Source organism: Corynebacterium sp. HMSC05H05 (genome assembly GCF_001807265.1).
Lineage (GTDB): Bacteria > Actinomycetota > Actinomycetes > Mycobacteriales > Mycobacteriaceae > Corynebacterium.
Genome location: NZ_KV788391.1, coordinates 24,378 through 45,524, shown reverse-complemented (window position 1 = coordinate 45,524; position 21,147 = coordinate 24,378). Strand labels below are relative to the sequence as shown.

The following is a 21,147-nucleotide window of genomic DNA, read 5'->3' as shown; positions in this document are numbered from 1 at the left end:
GTGTGTAAGATTTTGCTGCACTGCTGGAGTGGCGCAATTGGTAGCGCAACGGTCTTGTAAACCGTAGGTTGCGGGTTCAAGTCCCGTCTCCAGCTCCAATTCTTTTCTGGGGCTTGTCGGTTTCTTGTCGGGGAGACATTTCGGGGGAAGTCCGCTAGAGCCATTCAGTGGACGTACAGGAAACGTGCAGAGTTGTGCGGTTTAATCGCTCTATCTTGTTGGCAACGCAGAAATTGCCGCAGAACTTGCAACGAAACGGAAAGTGATTGACATGGCAGAGAACTCGCAGAACCTCAAGGTGCTCGTCGTAGACGACGAACCGAACATTGTGGAGCTGTTAACGGTTTCCCTGAAGTTCCAAGGGTTCGATGTGGAGACCGCTAACTCTGGTCCCGCCGCCATCGAGCTCGCACATTCCTGGAAACCGGATGCGTACATCCTCGATGTGATGATGCCGGAAATGGACGGCTTCGAGCTGCTGAGCAAGCTGCGCGCCGAAGGTTTGGATGCGCCGGTGCTGTTCCTCACCGCCAAGGACGCGGTGGAAGACCGCATCCACGGCCTGACCATCGGCGCGGACGACTACGTGACCAAGCCGTTCTCCCTCGAGGAAGTGATCACCCGCCTGCGAGTGATCCTGCGCCGCGGCAACGTCAGCGAAGATTCCAACGAAGACACCACCCTGCGCTACGCGGACCTGACACTCAACGACGACACCCACGAGGTGACCAAGGCCGGCGAAATCGTGGAACTGTCGCCCACCGAGTTCAACCTGCTGCGCTACCTTATGCTCAACGCCGAGGTTGTCGTGTCCAAGGCGAAGATCCTGGACAACGTGTGGCACTACGACTTCGGCGGCGACGGCAACGTGGTGGAGTCCTACATCTCCTACCTGCGCCGCAAGGTGGACACCGGCGACGTGCAACTGATCCACACCGTCCGCGGTGTCGGCTACGTGCTGCGCACCCCGCGCCAGTAATCCCATGCCCTACTCGGTGTTAACGGCGCCGTCGAAAAAGCCGCTCAAGCGCCAGCTTGTCGCGGTGGTGATGGCAGCGCTCACGATCGGCATCACACTGAGCTCGGTGCTGATCTACTTTGTCATGCGCCACTTCCTGTTCGACCGGGCTGACGACCAGCTGCGCGAGGGCATGGCGACGTGGGCGCAGCAAACACCCGCCTGGCAGTTCAACATCTTGAGCCTGCCCAGCGAGTTCAACCAGGCAACCCTGTACCCCGGCTACGACCAGCTGGTGCCGCGCAGAGGATCTGTGAACCCGCCTGATTACTCGAAGGTGGAGCGCCTCGACCACCCCACGACCATCCCGTCCGTCAACGATAAAGGCCAAGGCGTGAAATGGCGGGCGATGGCGCACCAACAGTCCGACGGCACAGTGCAGTACGTTGCCAAGTCGCTGGAAACCGAAGCGAAGATGCTGCGCGCGCTCGCTTGGGTGGAAGCCGGTGTGGGCGCGCTGGCGCTCTTCGGCATCGGCGTGGCCGCGAACTACATGGTGGCCCGCGCGCTCGCGCCGCTGAAGATCGTGGAGAACACGGCGCTGGCGATCGCCAACGGCGAGACGGACAGTCGCGTGCCCGCATGGCCGCGGGAGACCGAGGTGGGCAGTCTGTCCTACGCGATGAACACCATGGTGTCCAAGCTGCAGGATTCCCTGGACAACGCTCGCACCCAGGAGGAGCAAATGCGCCGCTTCGTCGGCGATGCTTCTCACGAGCTGCGCACGCCCCTGACCAGCGTTCGCGGGTACACGGAGCTGTACCGCAAGGGTATGGCGAACGACCCAGACATGGTCCTGGGCAAGATCGATGAAGAATCCGCCCGCATGCAGCTGCTGGTGGAGGACCTGCTGGCGTTGACCCGTGCCGAGGGCGCACGGCTAGAAAAGAAGCCGATGGACGTGCTGGAATGGGTGCTCGCCGCAAAAAGCACCGTCGATGCCGCGTTCCCGGACCGCACGGTGGAAGTCATCACGGACACCCCGGACATCGCGCAGGTCAACGGCGACCCGGACCGGCTGCACCAAGTGCTGGTGAACCTGATCACTAACGCCTACAAGCACGCGGGCCCGGACGCTGAGGTCACAGTGACCATCCGGAAAAACCTCGACCGCATGGTCATCGACGTCGCCGACAACGGCTGCGGCATGGAGGCCAAGGACGCGGAGCACATCTTCGAGCGCTTCTACCGCGCAGACTCCTCCCGCAACCGCGCCACCGGCGGTTCCGGGCTGGGCTTGGCCATCACCAAATCCCTCATTGAGGCGCACGGCGGCACCGTGAAAGTGACCACCGCGCCGGGGGAAGGCTCGACGTTTACTATTTCGCTTCCTGCGCTTTAAGAGCTTCTCGGATGGTTTCCGCGGCGGCGTCCATCTTCGCTGCGTCGGTTTCGTCGTGACGCATCGCGGCAGACAGCGAGTAACCCGACATGTCGTTGGCGGGGAAGACGTGGATGTGGGCGTGCGGCACCTCGAAGCCGGCGATGAGGTAGCCGGCGCGCTCTGCGTTGAACTTGTCCACGATGACCGCGCCAATGTTTTGGGCGACCTCGTTCATGTGCGCCCACAGGTCCGCCGGGATGTCGGTCCACTTGTCAATCTCCTCGACCGGCACGACCAGCGTGTGGCCGTAGGCGACCGGCTCGATGGTGAGGAAGGCGGCGACGGTGTCGTCCTGGTACACGATCCGGCCCGGGATGTCGCCTGCGATGATCTTGCTGAATACGGTGCTCATGCTTCTCGACGCTACCGGTAAATTGGGGCGCATGCGCATCCTTGTCATCGGCTCGGGCGGCCGCGAACACGCCCTTCTCAACGCAATGCAAGGCCACGATCTCACGGTCGCACCGGGTAACGCGGGCATGTCCCGCTTAGCGACGGTACGCGCCGTCGACGTCGCCTCTCCCCAGGCCATCGTGGAGCTGGCCCGCGAAACCAACGCGGAGCTTGTGGTGATCGGTCCGGAAGTGCCCCTGGTAGCGGGTGCGGCGGACGCGCTCGTTGAAGCGGGCGTGCCGGTGTTCGGCCCGACGAAGGCCGCGGCGCAACTCGAGGGGTCCAAGGCCTTTGCCAAGGACGTGATGTCCGCGGCGGGTGTGCTGACTGCGTCCGCGACCCGCGTTGAGAAGCCGGAAGACGTTGAACCCGCGCTGAACGAGTACGGCCCGCGCTACGTGGTCAAAGACGACGGCCTGGCAGGCGGCAAGGGCGTGGTGGTCACCGAGGACCGCGCCGAGGCGAAGGCGCACGCGGAGGCGGTGCTCGAGGCTGGCAACCCGGTGTTGTTCGAATCCTTCCTGGAAGGCCCCGAGGTCTCCCTGTTCTGCCTGGTGGACGGCGAGACGGTGGTGCCGCTGCTGCCGGCGCAGGACCACAAGCGCGCCTACGACAACGACGAGGGGCCCAACACCGGCGGCATGGGCGCCTACGCGCCGCTGCCGTGGCTGCCCGAGGACGGTGTCCAGACCATCGTGGATGCGATCGCGCGCCCGGTTGCGGAAGAGATGGTGCGCCGCGGGACCCCGTACCAGGGCCTTTTGTACGTCGGCGCCGCTTGGGGGCCGGAAGGCCCGGCAGTGGTGGAGTTCAACGCCCGCTTCGGCGACCCCGAGACGCAGGCTGTGCTGTCGCTACTGGAAACCCCGCTGGCGGACGTGCTGCTCGCCGTCGCGGAGGGCCGCCTGGACGAGGTGGAGCCGCTGCAGTGGCGCGACGGCTTCGCCGCCATGGTGGTGCTGGCCGCCGAGGGCTACCCGCAGGCGGCCAAGACCGGTGGGGTTGTGAGCGGCGAGGCGCTGGACGATCCTTCGCGGGTGCTGCACGCCGGCACTGCGTTGGAGGACGGCGAGTATGTTGCCTCCGGCGGCCGCGTGCTCGGCGTGGTCGGGCAGGGCGCGACGCTCGAGGAAGCCGTGGCGGAGGCGTACGAGGTTATCTCCGGCATCGAACTTCCCGGGGCGTTTTACCGCAAGGACATCGCCCGCCCCGCGATCGAGGGGGCGATCTCCCTATGATGAATGCCGTGAAGCCGAACAACGCGAATGTTTTGAGTAACCGTTACGCCTCCCCGGAGATGGCCACCCTGTGGGCCCCGGAGCACAAGATCATCCTGGAGCGCCAGCTCTGGATCGCGGTGCTGAAGGCGCAGCAGGAGCTCGGTGTCGCCGTGGAACCGGGCGCGATCGAGGACTACGAGAAGGTCATCGACCAGGTGGACCTGGATTCCATTGCTGAGCGCGAGCGGGTCACCCGCCACGACGTGAAGGCGCGCATCGAGGAGTTCAACGCGCTGGCGGGCCACGAGGAAATCCACAAGGGCATGACCTCGCGCGACCTCACCGAGAATGTGGAGCAGCTGCAGGTGCGCCGCGCCCTCGAGCTCACACGTGACAAGGCGATTGCGCTGCTGAAGGCCGTGGGCAACCGCGCCGGCGAGTACAAGTCCCTGGTCATGGCCGGTCGCTCCCACAACGTGGCGGCGCAGGCCACCACCCTGGGCAAGCGTTTCGCCTCCGCCGCCGACGAGATTCTAGTTGCGGTTGAGCGCATTGAGGAGCTTTTGGAGCGGTACCCGCTGCGCGGCATCAAGGGGCCGATGGGCACCGCGCAGGACATGTTGGACCTCATGGGCGGCGACGAGGAGAAGCTTTCCCAGCTCGAGCAGGGCATCGCTTCAGGCCTCGGCTTTGACCGCGTGTTTGATTCGGTGGGGCAGGTCTACCCGCGCTCCCTCGACTTCGACGTCGTGTCCTCACTGGTGCAGCTGGGCGCGGGCCCGTCCTCGCTGGCCACCACGATCCGGCTCATGGCCGGCAACGAAACCGTCACCGAGGGCTTCAAGGAAGGCCAGGTTGGCTCTTCCGCCATGCCGCACAAGATGAACGCGCGTTCCTGCGAGCGCGTCGGCGGCTTCCAGGTCATCCTCCGCGGCTACCTCACGATGGTGGCGGATTTGTCCGGCCAGCAGTGGAACGAGGGCGACGTGTTCTGCTCCGTGGTGCGCCGCGTGGCGCTGCCGGACGCGTTCTTCGCCATCGACGGCCAGCTGGAGACCATGCTCACCGTCCTCGACGAGTTCGGCGCCTTCCCGGCCATGATCAACCGCGAACTGGACCGCTACCTGCCTTTCCTGGCCACCACGCGCATCCTCATGGCATCCGTGCGCGCCGGCGTGGGCCGCGAGACGGCGCACGAGGTGATCAAGGAAAACGCGGTGTCCATGGCGCTGGACATGCGCGAGCGCGGCGCGGAACAGAACCTGGTGGAGCGCCTCGCGGACGACGAGCGCCTGCCGCTGGATCAGGCGCAGTTGGAGGAGGCACTTTCGGATCGCCACGCCTTCATCGGCGCGGCGGAGTCCCAGGTGGACCGGGTGCTCGCGAGGGTGCAACAGCTTGTCGACGCGCATCCGCAGGCCGCCGCCTACACCCCGGGCGACATCCTGTAGTTACTTCCACGTGAGGGTGGCGTCGCGGCTTTTCAGCTCGACGCCGCGGCCGACAATTCCCGGGTCGGCGCTGCCAGCCCAGGAGGCCACAAAGCCGGTGTAGGTTTCGTTGGCTTCCAGCTCGCCGGTGTAGCCGGTGATGTCCCAATCGCCGCAGTAATTTGGGTCGGCCACGTTGGCGGCGAGGTCGCCGTCGATAGGCAACAGCTCCGGCAACGCGACCGTGACATCCATGGGGAACTCGCCGATGGCAGCCGGGGTGAAGCTGACAGGGAAGCACACGATGGAGCGGGCGTGTTCGGCGCTGCGGGGCGCGCGGGTGGTGGTGGGCTCATCCACCGTGACTTCCCACTGCACCGGCACGTGGTAGCGCACGTCCTCGGTGACGATCTTGGCGGTCTGCCCGAAACGGAACGTGGCGCCGTCGCGCGAAGGGTAAAACTCCGGCATCTCCCCGCTGAACTCCGAAGGTGCGGTGCACGCTGCGAGAAGAAGCGGGAGGAGGACAACGGTAGCGCGGTTTTTCACGGCGCATATACTAGCGCGCATGCGTCCAGAGCTTTCAGATTACTCACACATCTCCGGCGGCAAGGTTCGCGAGATCTACGAGGTGGATGAGCAGACCCTGCTCATGGTCGCGACCGACCGCATCTCCGCCTTCGACTTCTCCCTCGAACCGGCGATCCCGGACAAGGGGCGGATCCTCACCGCCACCTCCATGTTCTTCTTCGACCTGCTGTCCGACGTGCCGAACCACCTGGCCGGCCCGATCGACGACGAGCGCATCCCCGAAGATGTCCTCGGCCGCGCAATGGTGGTGAAGAAGCTGGACATGGTGCCGTTCGAGTGCGTGGCCCGCGGCTACCTCACCGGCTCCGGCAAGAAGGAATACGACGCCACCGGCCGCGTCTGCGGCGTGAAGCTGCCCGAGGGGCTGACCGAAGCGTCCAAGCTGGACGAGCCGATTTTCACCCCCGCCACCAAGGCCGAGCAGGGCGACCACGACATTAACGTCACCTTCGAGCACATGGCGGGCAAGCTCGGCGCGGACCTTGCCGAGCGCCTGCGCGACGCCACGCTCGAGGTGTATCGCCGCGCCGCCGACTATGCGGAGACCAAGGGCATCATCCTCGCCGACACCAAGCTCGAGTTCGGCCTGGACGAAAACGGTGAGCTCGTGCTTGCGGACGAGGTGCTCACGCCGGATTCCTCCCGCTACTGGCCCGCCGACAGCTACGAGGAAGGCCGCAGCCAGCCCAGCTTTGACAAGCAGTACGTGCGCAACTGGCTCACCGGCCCGAAGTCCGGCTGGGACCAGGAGGAAGGCACCACGCCGCCGGAGCTGCCCGGCTCCGTGGTGGAAGCCACCCGCGACCGCTACATCGAGGCCTACGAGCGGCTTTCCGGCCGCCGCTTCTCCGAGTGGCCGGGGGAGCATGCATGATCCCACCCGTAGCTGACAAGCGCCCGATTGTCCGCACGTTCCACGGCCGCGAGTTCGTGGACAACTACGAGTGGCTGCGTGACAAGGACAACCCCGAAGTCCTCGCGCACCTGGAGGCGGAGAACGCGTATACGTCTGAGCGGACTTCCGCGTGGTCCGGGCTGGTGGACGAGGTCTACGGCGAGATTAAGTCCCGCATCAAAGAGACCGACATGTCCGTGCCGCAGCGCCAGGGCGACTGGTGGTACTACGGCCGCACCATCGAGGGCAAGGACTACGGCATCTCCTGCCGCATCCCGACCGCGGAAGACCCGTGGACCCCGCCCGAGGTCACCGAAGACATGCCGGGCGAGCAGGTGCTTCTCGACGTCAACGAGCTCGCCGCCGGGCACGAGTTCTTCTCGCTCGGGGCGTCGTCCGTGTCCACCTCCGGGCGCCTGCTCGCGTACTCCTTCGACACCGAGGGCGACGAACGCTTCACCATGCGGTTCAAGAATCTGGAGACCGGCGAGCTGCTCGACGACGAGCTCGAGGGCATCTTCTACGGCGCGACCTGGGCGGGCGAGGACTACCTGTTCTACGTCCGCTGCGACGACGCCTGGCGGCCCCACCAGATCTGGCGCCACAAGCTGGGCACGCCTTCTGCCGAGGACGTGCTGGTGCACGAGGAGACGGACGAGAAGTTCGGCGTCGGTGTGGGCGCGGACCGCGCGGAACGCTTCCTCATGATCATCGCGTCTTCGTCGCTGACCTCCGAGTACCGCGTGCTCGACATGACTGATCCCACCGGCGAGTTCGAGGTGCTGTGGGAGCGCGAGGCCGGCATCGAGTACCACCCGGACTTCTGCGTCGTCGACGGCGAAGAGCAGTGGGTGGTCACGCACAACGCGCACGGGCCGAACTTCTGCGTGGCGACGACACCCGTTGGCGCTGTGGCGCCCCTGCGGGAGATCGACGTGCTGGTGGAGCACTCCGAGACCGTGCGCGTCGAGGCGATCGATACCTACCGTGACTTCATGTTCATGGCCTACAGGCGCGGCGGGATCCCGCGGCTGGCAGTGGCATCGCTCGACGGCGGCTTCGGCGAGTTCAAAGAACTGGAGTTCTCCGAGGAGCTCTACACCGTCGGCCTCGGCGGCAACCCGGAGTGGGACGCCCCGGTGGTGCGCATCGTGTACTCCTCCTACATCCAGCCCTCGCAGGTGCTGGACTACACGGTCGCGACCGGCGAGCTGACCCTGCTGAAGGAAAAAGAAGTCGAGGGCGGCTACAACCCGGACGAGTACGAGGCTTACCGCGAGTGGGCAACCGCCCCCGACGGCGAACAGGTGCCGATTTCGGTGGTGCGCCGCAAGGGCGTCGAAGGCCCCGCGCCCGCGCTGCTGTACGGCTACGGCTCGTACGAGGCATCCACGGACCCCGGGTTCTCCGTGGCGCGGTTGAGTTTGCTCGACCGCGGCATGGTGTGGGTGTGCGCCCACGTGCGCGGCGGCGGCGAAATGGGCCGCGCGTGGTACGACAACGGCAAGATGCTGCACAAGACCAACACGTTCACGGACTTCATCGCGTGCGCCGACCGCATCGTGGAGCTGGGCCTGACCACCCCCAAGCAGCTGGTGGCCGAGGGCGGCTCCGCCGGCGGCCTGCTCATGGGCGCGGTGGCAAACATGGCGCCGGAGAAGTTCGCCGGCATCCTCGCGATCGTGCCATTCGTGGACCCGCTGACCTCCATCCTCAAGCCCGAGCTTCCGCTGACGGTGGGGGAGTGGGAAGAGTGGGGCGACCCGTACCACGACCCTGAGGTGTACGACTACATGGCGACGTACGCCCCGTACGAGAACATCACCGCCCAGGACTACCCGGACATCCTCGCGGTGACCAGCCTGAACGACACCCGCGTGCTCTACGTCGAGCCCGCGAAGTGGGTGGCAAAGCTGCGCGAGGTGGGCACCGCAGGCGAGGTCCTGCTGAAGACGGAGATGTCCGCGGGGCACGGCGGCGTGTCGGGCCGCTACGCCAAGTGGAAGCAGACCGCGTTCGAGTACGCGTGGACGCTGGTGAAGGCAGGGGCGGTTTAACCGTCCGGGTCGAATAGGGCAGGGTCCGGCGGGCGGTTGTGGTTGCCGCCGTGCCGGGATCTCGCCTTCTTGGCAAGCCTCTGACCAGGTGAATTGCGGTACTGGTAGGTGGTTGTGTGCCCAGGTGGGCCCCCGTTGCCGGGGTGGTAGTGCACCTCGCCGGTGTCGGGGTCCCGGCCGAAGTGGCCCTTGTTTCCGGCGCCGTCTTTGTTGTCGTTGTTGCACATGTGGTGCTCGCGGCACAGCAGCACCAGGTTTTCGATGCTGGTGAGCCCGCCGCTGAGGTAGGAATCCAGGTGGTGTGCTTCGAGCTCGACGCCCGGCTTGGTGCAGCCGTTCCACGCGCACACGCCCTGCATGGCCAGTAACACAAGCTTCTGCTCCACGGAGGCAAGGCGGGTGCGGCCGAGGGAAAGCGGGACGCCGGTGGCCGAGTCGAGCTGGAGGATGAAGCTGTCCCCGGCAAGCCCCAAACGCACGATGTCGAGCGGGGTCAGCGACACCGAGGTGTTGGTGGCGAACTCGGTGAAGGCGTCCGCCTCTAAGAGGTCGTCGAGGGTCAGCGAGATCACCACCGTGCCCACGCCGCCGCGCGATTTCGTGGCGGCATCGCCGTAGCGGTCCAGCACGTTCATGAGCTGGTCCAGGCGGCGCTGGTGCTTGCGGCGGCTGTCACGCTTCGCGGCGTCCTCGCCTTCCATGTTGGACCCCATGTGGTCGCCGGCGGCGAGGCAGGCCTCCAGCTTCGCCCGTGACGCAGCATCGAGGTAGCCATTGAAATAGGAGCCGCCGTCCGCGTCCGGTTCCCCGAGCCAGATGCCGCGCTTCTTCCATGCGGCGAGGGGGTCTTTCTCGCCGTCGTAGTCGCGTCCTCGCTTGTTGGCGCGCTTGACCTGGTCGCGGACGAACTTCCGGAGCTCCTCGGCGGTGAGGGATTCGGCTGCCTCCATTGCTTCGGCGAGGATCTCCTCGTAGCCGGGGTTGGCGTGCTCGTTGAGGTCTTTGAGCGCGTTGGTGATGATGCGCTTCTTCTCTGCGTTGGCCTTCTCGGCTGCCCGGCGTGCCCGCTCCCGCGCCTCGCGCGCCTTCTTTCGCCGCGCTTCCGCCTCCTGCTCCTTGCGTTTGCGGTCCTCTTTGTTTTCGCTCGGCTCCGGCTCGGGCACCTCGGGTTCGCCGTAGAGCCTCTTGCCCTGCTCCAAGAGAGCGAATGCTTCTCGACGGGACAAGCCCAAGCTCCGTGTCAGATACTCCACGGCGTGGTTCGCGCCGACAAGGGCGCCGGCGCCGTCCCGGTCGCAGAGGAAAGCGAACGCGGCGTCTGCGTTGGACAGCAGCGGCAGGCAGGCGTGGAGGCGCTCCATGGCCACGTGGGTGGAGGCGAGGTGGAGCGAGTCCGGTTCCCGCATCTCGTTGGCGAGCGAACGCAGTCCGTCGACGATTTGGTTGACCGCTTGGTCGAGCACTGCACTCATCTGGAGCACCTCCTTTCATTGCACTTGAATTCGCATAGTAGAACCCCGTCTGACACGAGCCAGACAAAGGAGAACACCCGTTCGAACAACACTGGTCTGCCAGCGGAAACGCTGTCTGCAACTTCACCCGGCACTAACTGTCTAGGTGTGCGATAATTTCCCCTATGCCTGGGCGCGTACTTGTTTCAATTTCCTCCATCTTCGACGCGACGTTGGAGGACGTTGCCAGCATGGTGCGCGACCTGGATCGGGAGGGGGTGCCGGTGTCGTTGTTGGTGGCGCCGCACATCGACAAGAAGTGGCACCTGGCTAAGGACGACGCCACGCGCTCCTGGCTCACCGAGCAGTTCGAACACCGCGCCCTCATGCTCAACGGCTTCGACCAGCCGGTGCAGGGGCGCCGCAGCGAGTTCGCCAGCCTGGGGGAGCACGAGGCGCGGCTGCGTCTCAAAGGCGCGACGCGTCAGATGTCCGCGCTGGGATTCGACTTGGACATGTTTGCGCCGCCGCGCTGGCGCATGTCGGACGGCACTCTGAAGGTGCTCGGTGAGTTCGGGTTCACCGTCGCCGCCTCCACGAAGGGCATCTACCGCATTGAACAGGGTGAGTTCTCGCAGGCCCGCAACTTGTCGGTGGGTGAGGGGTACGGCGCCGCGAAGTGGTGGCGCCGCAATGTGATCAAGGCCGCCGAGCGCGGCGCGGAGAAGGGCAACACAATCCGTTTGTCGGTCTCCGGGCGCGAGCTGGGGCAGAAGAAGGTGCGCCGCGACTTCCTCGCCGCAGCCGCCGCAGCGGTGGACAAGGGTGCTCAACCGGCGGATTACAGGGAGTACCGCTAGCTAGTCCCGCACCCTGCCGATCACCCGGCACACCAGGTAGATCCCGAACGAGATAAAGGCCACGAACACGCTCACTGGCATGCCGGGGGCGAGCGAGAGCACCATTCCGCCGACGGCCGCGACCTCCGCAAACACCACGGACAGCACCACCGCAAGCTTCGGGTTCGCCGTGACTTGAGCGGCGGACGCGCCGGGGGTGATCAGCAGCGACATCACCAGCAGCGCGCCGACGATCTGCACTGACTGCGCCGACGCGATGCCGACCAGCACCGCGAACACCAGGGCCATCGTCCGTACGGGAACCCCGCACGCGGCGGCCATTACGGGGTCCGCGGAGGAGAACAGCAGCGGCCGCCACAGCACCAGCACCGCGCCGGCTACTAATACCGTCGTCCCCGCCAGCAGCGCCACGTTCTGCGCCGACACGCCGACAATCTGGCCCGTCAGCAGCGCCAAAGCCCTGTTCGAGTTCCCCGGGTACAAGTGGATGAACAACACGGACAGCGCCATGCCGAAGCTCATGGCCACGCCCACGGCGGAGTCTTGCTGGCCCTTGAGTCCAAGCGCGGCCAACACTAGCGCTGCCACCACAGCACCAGCCACCGCGCCGAAGCCGACGTTCAGCCCGAACAGCAGCGCCGCGGAGGCGCCCATGAGCGCGAGCTCCGAGGTCGCGTGCACCGAAAACGACATCTGGCGCAGCACGATCAGCGGCGCCATCACGCCGGACAGCACGCCCAGCAGCGCGCACGCCACCAGCGTCGTCTGCACGAACCCCTGCCCGAGCAGGTAGGACGTGTCCGCCCAAAATGCACTCACAGGACCACCATCCGTCCGTCAACTTCGACCACGTCCACGCGGGTGCCGTAGAGCTCGCTGAGCACCTCGGAGCGCATCACTTCGGAAACACTTCCCACCACGTGCCTCTCCGGGCCCAGGTACAGCACCCGGTCCACCACGCCCAGTACCGGGTTAATCGAGTGCGTTACGCAGATCACGGCCGCCGGGTGCTCGGCGAGGCGCTGCACTGTGTCGCGTGCGCGGGCGGGGTCGAGGGAGAGCAGGGGCTCGTCGCAAAGCAAAAGCTCCGGGTTTTGTGCAAACGCCTGCGCCTGGCGGATGAGCTGCTGCTGGCCGCCGGAAAGCACACCGACGCGGCGCTCGGCAAAACCTTGCGCCCCCACCGAAGCCAATTGCCTATCGACGTCCTCCGGCCTCGCCCCTTTCCCCATCGCCAACGCAACCAGATCGCGCCCGCGCACCGGAAGGTCCTTCGGAAACATGTGCTGCTGCGGGATGAACCCGATCGGGCCGTGGACTTTCGCTTGCCCAGAAGTGAGCTTGCGCGTGCCCATCAGCGTGCCCAGCAGGGTGGACTTGCCCACGCCGTTGGGGCCGAGGACCGCAATGAATTCGCCGGGTTCGACGGTGAGGGTGAGGTCGCGCCAGAGTGGTTCGACTGCGGCGCTGCGAAGCTCAGCGATCAAATTGGCAATTCCTAGTGGTGGTGGCCGGTCGGCTCAGCATGGGCTGCGATGTCGGTGATCTGACCCACGATCTCCTCGAAGTAGTCCAGGAAGTTCTGGCCGGCCGGGGGCGTCTCCCGGATTTCAACAACGGGAACATTATGCGCCTTCGCCGCATCCGCCAACCGTTGGGTGGCGCTGTTGGTGCTCTGCGGGTTCACGAACAGCATGTCCAGCTCGCCGCGCTCGATCTGCTCCAGGAACGCCGCCACTGCAGATGCGGACGGCTCCTGGTGGTTCAGGCTGGCCTTGACGTACTCCTCGGGCGTGATGTCGTGCAGCTCTGTGCCCCACACCAGGCCGGCCGCGATCGTCTCAGTCATGCCGATGTGCACGTGCGGCACCGCGTTGAGCTTGGATTGGATGTCGCCGATGCGCTGCTTGACGTCTGACGCGTCCCCACCGGTGCGATCCGCAATGTCCTCCGCGACCTGCAGCACCTTCTCCGGCGCGAACCAGGCGTGCTCGAGCTCGTCCAGGGAGTTGGGCATGTGCGCGTGGTCGTGGGCATGTTCGTGGTCGTGGTCGTGCTCGTGGGCCTCGTGCTCGTCGAGAAGCGGGATCGCGTAGATGATGCGGTCCTGCTCAGCGGCGGTGTAGAGCGCGGCGTCGTACGCGCCGCCGTTGGCCACGACGGTGTCCGCTTCCTTGATGCGCGAGAGGTCCTTCGCGGACGGCTCGTAGTGGTGCGGGTCCACAGCATCGCCGGTGATGATCGCGTCCACGTCGCTGCCCGTGACAGCGGAGGCCACGTCCGCCCACACGTTCGTGGTGGCGATGATGTCGCTGCCGCTCGCATCATTGCTTTCCGACGAGCATCCGCCCAGCGCGCCAACCAGAGCAGTAGCCGCAACCGCGGCCAAAGGAGTGAGATGAAAACGATTTCGCATAGGGGATATCCAACCACTATTGGAAACTGTTTTCAATGCGGGAAGCCCCGATCCGGGAGATTCCCGGGTCGGGGCTGACGCGTGGTGTGAGTTGCGGTCCTACTTAGAGGAACCATCCTCGGTGCTGCACGCCGTTGCCAAAGTGGCGATCGCCGCGATTGCCACGGCGGCGCCAGCGATACCGGCGGCAGTCTCCACCGGAACCGGCAGCTGCTCGCCGACCTTCTCGATCTGCGCCTTCACCGGAGCCAGCGCCGGAATGTCCATGGTGGCTGCCAGACCGAGCGGGATCAGCGCCAGCAGAGGCAGGGCAGTGATGCCCACCGCCGGTAGGCAGCGGTCGCTCGCGCTGGAGCCTTCATCGGCCGGGGCGTTGGTGCCGTTGGCGCCGTCCTTGCCATCAGCGCCGTCGCGGCCATCAGCACCGTCTGCGCCCTTCTCGCCGTTCTTGCCGTCGGTGCCCGTCACGCGGCCCAGGTTCTGGGTCTCGCCGTCGGTGTAGGTGAGGACAAGCTCGCCGTCTTCGTTGAGGACAGCCTCGGCGATACCGCGGCCATTCTCGCCATCCTTGCCATCGCGGCCATCGACGCCGTTTTCGCCGTTCTTACCGTCCTGGTCTGCAGCGCCGGTGTCACCCTTGTCACCCTTCGGGCCCTTCTCGCCGTCGCGGCCGTCCTTACCGTCGGCGCCGTCCTTGCCTGGCTCGCCGTCAGAGCCCTTGTCGCCATTAGCGCCGTCCTTGCCCGGCTTGCCGTCTACGCCGTCGTTACCGTCCTGGCCCGCGGCGCCGGTCTCGCCCTTGTCGCCCTTCGGGCCCTTCTCGCCGTCGACGCCATCGCGACCATCCTTACCGTCAGCGCCGTCCTTGCCTGGCTCGCCGTCAGCGCCCTTGTCGCCGGTGACCTTGCCGAGGTCTTCGGTCTCGTCATCCGAGTAGGTAACGATCAAGTGGCCCTCGTCGTTGACCTCGAAGGATTTCACACCGTGACCGTCCTTGCCGTCGACACCGTCGCGACCGTCGGCGCCGTCCTTGCCAGGCTGACCGTCTTTACCGTCGGCACCGTTCTTGCCGTCAGTGCCCTTGACCTTGCCGAGGTTCTCAGTTTCACCGTTGTCGTAGGTGACAACGAGCTCGCCAGCGTCGTTGACTTCTGCCTTGACGATGTAGCGCGGCTGATCTTCCTCCGGCTGCGGTTCTTCCTCTTCAGCCTTCGGCTTCACATTCACAACGACCTTCACCGTGTCGACGGACCCGTCCGGGTAGGTGACGGTGATCTCGCCTTCCTGGTCGTCGCCGACAGTGTCGGTGTTCGCAGGCTTGGTCCACTCGAACTTTGTGTCCGCCGGCAGCTGGTCTGCGTCCTTCACTGTGGTCTTCGCATCGGGCAGCTCATCGCCCTGGGTGACGGTGACGGCCTCGCTTGCTTCTGGGGCGAACTTGTCAGCATCATCCTTCTCATCGAGCTTGGTGCCGAAACCGACCTTGACCGGGTCGTGGTCGGAGGAACGGAACGGGTTGCCGTAGCCGTAGAGCGGGTTGTCGCCGTCGCCGAAGAAGTCTTGGACGTTGTAGTTACGACGCGAGTACTCGAACGCAACCGACTCGTCGCCGTTGATGTTCCAGACGGCGGAGTCCTGGACGAGCGCGTTGGCGGCGTCGTTGGCGAAGACGTGGTCCAGGGAGCCGAGCTGGCCGTTGAACTGGTAGGACTCCTGCGGGAAGTCCTTCTTGTGGTGGATCAGCGTGTAGCCGCCACCGCGCAGCGTGTTCAGCGCGTTTTCCATGGTGTAGGCGTTGAAGTCGCCGACGAGGAAGGTCGGCAGCTCCTGCCAATCGTCCTGCTTGGCCATGTGGTCGAGCAGCGCCTGCGCTTGCGCAACGCGGACATTGGCGTTGTTGCCCTGACCGTCGCCCGAATCTTTATCGCCGTTTGCCACGGAGCCCTTGGACTTGAAGTGGTTGACCACGGCGACGAAGTTGTCGTCGTCGTCGTCACGCTTGACCGTATTGAACTCCTGCGCCAGCGGCTGGCGCGCCATGCGGGTGAAGGCCGGGTCGTCGAAGATGCGGGACTCGCCGACCGGCTCGACCTCAGCCGGCTGGTAGATGAAACCGACGCGGATGAAGTCCTCGGCAGTGCCGAGCGCAGACGGGGACTTTACGTAGTCCCACTTGTTCTCGCCAGCGGCCTTGTTTAGCTCCTTGACCAGGTTGGACAATGCGTTGTCGCGCTGCGCGACATCGCCGGTGACGCGAGCACCGTTTTCAATCTCGGACAGGCCGAGCACGTGCGCGTCGAGTTTGTTGATCGCGGTGACGATCTTCGCCTGCTGATCGTTAAACGCAGCCTGGGAGTACGCGCCGCGGACGTTGCAGCGGTTGGTGCCGACCTTGTTGCCGTCCTTGTCGGAGTACGCCTTGCAGCCCGACTCGTCATTGCCCAGGGAGGTGAAGTAGTTGAGCACGTTGAAGAAGCCGATGGAATTGTCGCCTTCGACGGTGTCCGGCACGTCGTAGGACGTCGCGCGCGAGTCCTCCCACGTGATCGGGAGCTCCTCGGCGTCGTTCTTGCCGGTGATCGGCCGCAGCGGCTGGAAGCGCCACTGGTCCCACGAGTAGTCGACGACGACGTCGGTTTGGAAGTCCACCTGATCGCCAGTGCGGATGGACTTCACGCCGTTGTCGGAGGTGACGAGGTACGGCAGCGGGGTGTTTTTGTCTGTCTTGAAGTAGTCGCGGGTGCGGCCGTCGTCGAGGTAGACAATCTTTGCAGCCTGCTGCGCGTTGATCTCCGCGACCTTCGCCTTATCCGGGACGATCTCGTCGGTCGGGTTGCGGAATGCCTTGGTCCCCGGCGCGAGACCCAGGTTGCCGGTGGTGTTGAGCTCGTAGTTGTTGGTCACCGTGTACGCGCCAGTCGGACGCACGAGCATGCCCTCGTACGGCTCGCGTGCGTCGTCGCCAAGCGGAAGCGTGTCAATCTCGACAGCCTTCGGCGCTTCCAGCGCTTCTTCGAGCTTGCCTATCGACGACACCGTGATCTGCGTCTGCGAAAAGTGCTCCTTCACCTCGCCGGTGACCTGGAGCGAATCGCCGATTGCCGGGAAGTTCTGGTTGCGGCCCATGTAGACGAAGATGCCGTCGGAGGCATCGCCCGGGTTCTTGATCTCGCCGGTGCCGGCGGTCTGGAGGAAGAAGCCGTTTTTGCCACCCTCTTCGTACACCGCCGTGACGACGCCTTCGGTGGTTACGGTCTTGCCTGCCAGCGGGGAGTCGGCGCCGGTGCCCTGGATCTCGGCAATCGGGGTGATCTCGCCCGGCTGCGGCTGCTCAGGCTGAGGCGTCGGATCCGTCGGATCCTCCGGGGTGGGGTCAACGGGAGTCTCGCCAGCGTTGCCTGAGTTCTGCGGTGTCGGCGCGTCGACGGTGAAGTCATTCGCGTTGTTGTCGGTGTCAACGCCGACGGTCTTGCGCTGGACGGATGTCCCGTTTGCGGTGCCGGAGACTGCTGTGCCCTCCGGCTTTGTGGCACTGCCCCAACCGACGCGGTCTACCTCGCCGTTAGCGTCTGCGAGAACTGCAATTGCACCCTTGGCTCCGAAGTTGAAGCCTGCCTCCTGGTCGGGAGTGGGGAGTGATTCGCCCGCGCCAGTGTCGCCCGGATTTCCCTGGATGAGGAAGTATCCGCCGGCGGGGATAACGCCCTTCAGAGAAACGATTGCGCCAGAGCCGCCCTTGGCAGACTGCTGGTCCAGCGTCCAACCGGTGATGTCGATGTCCTTGTCAGTCGGGTTGTACAGCTCGACGAAGTCGTGGGTGTACGCGGCACCCGAGTTGCCACCGCCGCCGTACGCCTCGTTGATGACGACGTTGGAGCCGTCCGGGGCTGCGGATGCAGTCGGGGCGACGACGGAGACGGTGCCTGCTGCCAGCGCGATCGCAAACGCGGCGCCGAGGCTCTTACGGGGTGTGGACATGGTTACCTCTCGGAAACTCAAGAAAGACGGTTGATAGCAAAAACAAACTAACTGCGACTCTCAGATTGCGCTCGGCGAGATGACAGGTTTTCCCAAGAATTCACCATGCGTTCACTTTTTGCCGGTCAGCAAGGGTTTCGGGCCGTGTCGGGGCGTCCGATATACTGACGCGCGTACCGCAAAGGTCGTTCAACCTCCCGAAACGTGAAGGATTCTCATGGCACGAGTCGTCGTTAATGTCATGCCCAAGGCCGAAATTCTTGACCCGCAGGGTCAGGCGGTGCTCCGCGCACTGGGCCGAATCGGAGTCGAGGGGGTGACCGACGTCCGCCAGGGCAAGCGCTTTGAAATTGAGGTGGATGATTCGGTCTCCGACGCCGAGCTGCAGCGCATGGCTGAAACGCTGCTGACCAACACTGTTATCGAGGACTTCGAGGTTGTGCGATGAGCGCAACTATCGGAGTCATTACTTTTCCGGGCACGCTTGACGACGTCGACGCGCTGCGCGCCGTCCGTCTCGCCGGTGCCGAGCTGCGCCAGCTGTGGCACGCGGACAATGACCTGACCGGCGTGGACGCGGTTGTCGTCCCGGGCGGCTTTTCCTACGGCGATTACCTGCGTTCCGGCGCGATCGCTGCGCAGGCCCCGATGATGGGCGCCGTGGTGGAGGCTGCCAAGAAGGGCATGCCGGTGCTCGGCATCTGCAACGGCTTCCAGATCCTCACCGAGACTGGCCTGCTGCCGGGCGCGCTGACCCGCAACAAGGGGCTGAACTTCCACTGCGTGGACACCTACCTTGAGGTGGAGAACACCGACACCGCGTGGACCAGCCAGCTGGGCGAGCGCATCTACGTCCCCGCTAAGCACGGCGAAGGCCGTTTCCAGGCCGCCCCGGAGACCATTGAGGCGCTGGAGAAGGAAGGCCGCGTGGTGTTCCGCTACTCGGACAACTTCAACGGCTCCATCAACGGCATTGCCGGCGTGACCAACGAGACCGGCCGCGTGGTCGGCCTCATGCCGCACCCGGAGCACGCCATTGAGACGCTGACCGGCCCGTCCACGGACGGTCTCGGCCTGTTCACTTCCGCCATCGACGCGATTTCGAAGATCGGAGCGTAGACCCGAAATGACCGTGCACAACGACACCGTCGACAACGCCTTCGACACCCCGGAGCTCGAGCAGCCGTACGCCGAGTTGGGCCTGAAGGACGACGAGTACGCCAAGATCAAGGCCATTCTGGGCCGCAGGCCTACCGACGCGGAGCTGACGCTGTACTCCGTGATGTGGTCCGAGCACTGCTCCTACAAGTCCTCGAAGACGCACCTGCGCTACTTCGGCCAGACCATGACCGAGGAGATGGCGTCGAAGATCCTCGCCGGCATCGGCGAGAACGCCGGCGTGGTGGACATCGGCGGCGGCGACGCGGTGACCTTCCGCGTGGAAAGCCACAACCACCCCTCCTTCGTGGAGCCGTACCAGGGCGCTGCCACCGGCGTCGGCGGCATCGTCCGCGACATCATGGCCATGGGTGCCCGCCCGATCGCAGTGATGGACCAGCTGCGCTTCGGGCCTATCGACGCTGAAGACACCAAACGTGTCCTGCCGGGCGTGGTCCACGGCATCGGCGGCTACGGCAACTGCCTGGGCCTGCCTAACATTGGCGGCGAGACCGTCTTCGACCCCGCATACGCCGGCAACCCGCTGGTCAACGCGCTGTGCGTGGGCACGCTGAAGGTGGATGATCTCCACCTGGCGTTCGCGTCCGGCACCGGCAACAAGGTCATCCTGTTCGGCTCCCGCACCGGCCTCGACGGCATCGGCGGCGTGTCCGTGCTGGGCTCCGCCACCTTCGAGGAGGGCGAGGAGCGCAAGCTGCCGGCTGTGCAGGTGGGCGACCCGTTCGCGGAGAAGGTCCTCATCGAGTGCTGCCTCGAGCTATACGCCGCCGGCGTGGTTGAGGGCATCCAGGACCTCGGCGGCGGCGGCCTGTCCTGCGCCACCTCCGAGCTGGCCGCGTCCGGCGACGGCGGCATGACCGTCAACCTGGACAACGTCCCGTTGCGCGCGGAGAATATGTCCGCCGCAGAGATCCTCGCCTCCGAGTCCCAGGAGCGCATGTGCGCGGTGGTGGCACCGGAGGACGTAGACAAGTTCATGGAGATCTGCGCCAAGTGGGACGTGCTCGCGTCCGTCATCGGCGAGGTCACCTCGGACGAGGACCGCCTGCAGGTCTTCCACAACGGCGAGCTCGTGGTGGACGCCCCGCCATCAACTATCGACGAAGGCCCGGTCTACGAGCGTCCCTACGCGCGTCCGGATTGGCAGGATGGTGTGCAGGCCGGAGGTGACGTTGAGAAGCAAAGCGACATCAAGGACGCATGGCTGAAGATGGTCGCATCGCCCGCGCTGTGCTCCCGCGACTTCATCACCGAGCAGTACGACCGCTACGTGCGCGGCAACACCGTGCAGGCCAAGTACGCCAACTCCGGCGTGCTGCGCATCAACGAGGAAACCAACCGCGGCGTGGCCGTTTCCGCCGACGCGTCGGGCCGCTACACCTACCTCGACCCGAACATGGGCGCGCGCCTGGCGCTCGCGGAGGCGTACCGCAACGTCGCCGTCACCGGCGCCACCCCGGTTGCGGTGACCAACTGCCTGAACTTCGGCTCCCCGGAGAACCCGGATGTGATGTGGCAGTTCCGCGAGGCGGTGCACGGGCTTGCGGACGGCTCCGCTGAACTCGCTATCCCAGTCTCTGGCGGCAACGTGTCCTTCTACAACCAGACCGGCGAGACGCCGATCCTGCCCACCCCGGTGGTCGGCGTGCTGGGTGTGATGGAGGACGTGGAGAAGGCCATCCCGCACGCGCTGCCGTCCGCGGACGAGCAGTACACCCTGATCCTGCTGGGCGAAACCAAGGACGAGTTCGGCGGCTCCGTGTGGCAGGACATCTCCGGCGCGGGCCTGGCCGGCCTGCCGCCGCAGGTGGACCTGGCCAACGAGGCGCGCCTGGCGGAGTTCTTCGCCGGCAACGCCGCCGGCATCGCAGCCGCGCACGACCTGTCCGAGGGCGGCCTGTCCCAGGCGGTGTTCGAGCTGCTGCTCGGCTCCGACAAGGGCGCGGAGCTGAACCTGGAGGGCGTGCACGAAGACGCGTTCACCGCGTTGTTCTCCGAGTCCGCCTCCCGCGTCGTGGTCGCCGTGACCAGCGACCGCGCAGAGGCCGCCGTGGAGCGCGCGAACTCCGCGGACATCACGGTCGCCGTGCTGGGCGAGACCACCGACGACGGTGTGCTGCGCGTGGCCGGCCAGGAGGTCCAGGTCGCGGAGCTCGCCGGCGCGTGGGCTGCGACCATGCCGTCGCACTTCGCCGCTGCAACGGCGCCGAACGCGGCGGTCTAGCTCGACCACCAATAGAAGCGTTTGGGGAATGTGGCAAATATTTGCCACATT

At 65.5% G+C, this 21,147-nt stretch carries 17 protein-coding genes and 1 tRNA gene; 11 read left to right on the top strand and 7 right to left on the bottom strand.

Annotation, left to right across the window (positions count from 1 at the left end; all coding sequences use genetic code 11):
- Window positions 1-22: 22 nt before the first annotated feature.
- The 3 genes from HMPREF3151_RS06165 to HMPREF3151_RS06155 all read left to right on the top strand — a co-directional run bounded on the left by HMPREF3151_RS06165 (window position 23) and on the right by HMPREF3151_RS06155 (window position 2,360).
- Window positions 23-98, top strand: a tRNA-Thr gene (locus HMPREF3151_RS06165).
- 173 nt (window positions 99-271) lie between these two features.
- Window positions 272-979 (top strand): response regulator transcription factor, encoded by a 708-nt coding sequence (locus HMPREF3151_RS06160; protein WP_070474645.1) that lies wholly within the window; start codon window positions 272-274, stop codon window positions 977-979.
- 4 nt (window positions 980-983) lie between these two features.
- Window positions 984-2,360 (top strand): sensor histidine kinase, encoded by a 1,377-nt coding sequence (locus HMPREF3151_RS06155; RefSeq protein WP_070474642.1) that lies wholly within the window; start codon window positions 984-986, stop codon window positions 2,358-2,360.
- On the opposite strand, the gene HMPREF3151_RS06150 is transcribed toward HMPREF3151_RS06155, so the two are convergent.
- Window positions 2,338-2,754 (bottom strand): HIT family protein, encoded by a 417-nt coding sequence (locus HMPREF3151_RS06150; RefSeq protein WP_070474640.1) that lies wholly within the window; start codon window positions 2,752-2,754, stop codon window positions 2,338-2,340. The genes HMPREF3151_RS06155 and HMPREF3151_RS06150 overlap by 23 nt on opposite strands.
- 31 nt (window positions 2,755-2,785) lie before the next feature.
- On the opposite strand from HMPREF3151_RS06150, the gene purD reads away from it, so the two are divergent.
- Complete coding sequence (gene purD, locus HMPREF3151_RS06145) at window positions 2,786-4,033, top strand: phosphoribosylamine--glycine ligase (RefSeq protein ID WP_070474780.1); 1,248 nt, start codon at window positions 2,786-2,788, stop codon at window positions 4,031-4,033.
- Window positions 4,033-5,466, top strand: coding sequence for an adenylosuccinate lyase (gene purB, locus HMPREF3151_RS06140; protein ID WP_141741350.1), 1,434 nt, complete (start codon window positions 4,033-4,035; stop codon window positions 5,464-5,466). Before purD ends, purB begins: the two co-directional genes overlap by 1 nt.
- On the opposite strand, the gene HMPREF3151_RS06135 is transcribed toward purB, so the two are convergent.
- Window positions 5,467-5,994, bottom strand: a complete 528-nt coding sequence (locus HMPREF3151_RS06135) for a hypothetical protein (RefSeq protein ID WP_070844575.1) — start codon at window positions 5,992-5,994, stop codon at window positions 5,467-5,469.
- Between the two features lie 19 nt (window positions 5,995-6,013).
- On the opposite strand from HMPREF3151_RS06135, the gene HMPREF3151_RS06130 reads away from it, so the two are divergent.
- Window positions 6,014-6,910, top strand: coding sequence for a phosphoribosylaminoimidazolesuccinocarboxamide synthase (locus HMPREF3151_RS06130; protein ID WP_070474631.1), 897 nt, complete (start codon window positions 6,014-6,016; stop codon window positions 6,908-6,910).
- Window positions 6,907-8,988, top strand: coding sequence for a S9 family peptidase (locus HMPREF3151_RS06125; protein ID WP_070474628.1), 2,082 nt, complete (start codon window positions 6,907-6,909; stop codon window positions 8,986-8,988). The genes HMPREF3151_RS06130 and HMPREF3151_RS06125 overlap by 4 nt, the downstream gene beginning before the upstream one ends.
- Here the strand turns inward: HMPREF3151_RS06125 and HMPREF3151_RS06120 are convergent.
- The gene (locus HMPREF3151_RS06120) at window positions 8,985-10,460 is read right to left on the bottom strand and encodes an HNH endonuclease signature motif containing protein (protein WP_070474625.1); all 1,476 of its coding nucleotides are present in this window, start codon (window positions 10,458-10,460) and stop codon (window positions 8,985-8,987) included. The genes HMPREF3151_RS06125 and HMPREF3151_RS06120 overlap by 4 nt on opposite strands.
- A 164-nt stretch (window positions 10,461-10,624) precedes the next feature.
- On the opposite strand from HMPREF3151_RS06120, the gene HMPREF3151_RS06115 reads away from it, so the two are divergent.
- Window positions 10,625-11,299, top strand: a complete 675-nt coding sequence (locus tag HMPREF3151_RS06115; RefSeq protein ID WP_070474622.1) for a DUF2334 domain-containing protein — start codon at window positions 10,625-10,627, stop codon at window positions 11,297-11,299.
- Here HMPREF3151_RS06115 and HMPREF3151_RS06110 read toward each other — a convergent pair whose 3' ends face one another.
- From HMPREF3151_RS06110 to HMPREF3151_RS06095, 4 genes are all read right to left on the bottom strand, one after another.
- A complete protein-coding gene (locus tag HMPREF3151_RS06110; RefSeq protein WP_070474619.1) occupies window positions 11,300-12,118 on the bottom strand; it encodes a metal ABC transporter permease in 819 nt (272 codons plus the stop codon). It lies immediately after the preceding gene.
- Window positions 12,115-12,786, bottom strand: a complete 672-nt coding sequence (locus HMPREF3151_RS06105; RefSeq protein ID WP_070474616.1) for a metal ABC transporter ATP-binding protein — start codon at window positions 12,784-12,786, stop codon at window positions 12,115-12,117. Before HMPREF3151_RS06105 ends, HMPREF3151_RS06110 begins: the two co-directional genes overlap by 4 nt.
- A gap of 11 nt (window positions 12,787-12,797) precedes the next feature.
- Window positions 12,798-13,715, bottom strand: coding sequence for a metal ABC transporter solute-binding protein, Zn/Mn family (locus HMPREF3151_RS06100; protein WP_083290217.1), 918 nt, complete (start codon window positions 13,713-13,715; stop codon window positions 12,798-12,800).
- A gap of 99 nt (window positions 13,716-13,814) precedes the next feature.
- Window positions 13,815-17,693 carry an ExeM/NucH family extracellular endonuclease gene (locus tag HMPREF3151_RS06095; protein WP_070474610.1) on the bottom strand — a complete coding sequence of 1,293 codons (3,879 nt, stop codon included), beginning with the start codon at window positions 17,691-17,693 and terminating at the stop codon, window positions 13,815-13,817.
- A gap of 217 nt (window positions 17,694-17,910) precedes the next feature.
- Here HMPREF3151_RS06095 and purS point away from each other — a divergent pair, with 217 nt between their 5' ends.
- From purS to purL, 3 genes are read left to right on the top strand one after another with little or no spacing between them, the layout of a single operon-like run.
- Window positions 17,911-18,141 (top strand): phosphoribosylformylglycinamidine synthase subunit PurS, encoded by a 231-nt coding sequence (gene purS, locus HMPREF3151_RS06090; RefSeq protein WP_074432067.1) that lies wholly within the window; start codon window positions 17,911-17,913, stop codon window positions 18,139-18,141.
- Window positions 18,138-18,812 carry a phosphoribosylformylglycinamidine synthase subunit PurQ gene (gene purQ / locus HMPREF3151_RS06085; protein WP_070474608.1) on the top strand — a complete coding sequence of 225 codons (675 nt, stop codon included), beginning with the start codon at window positions 18,138-18,140 and terminating at the stop codon, window positions 18,810-18,812. Before purS ends, purQ begins: the two co-directional genes overlap by 4 nt.
- Window positions 18,813-18,819: 7 nt before the next feature.
- Window positions 18,820-21,096, top strand: coding sequence for a phosphoribosylformylglycinamidine synthase subunit PurL (purL, locus tag HMPREF3151_RS06080; protein ID WP_070474605.1), 2,277 nt, complete (start codon window positions 18,820-18,822; stop codon window positions 21,094-21,096).
- Window positions 21,097-21,147: the final 51 nt, after the last annotated feature.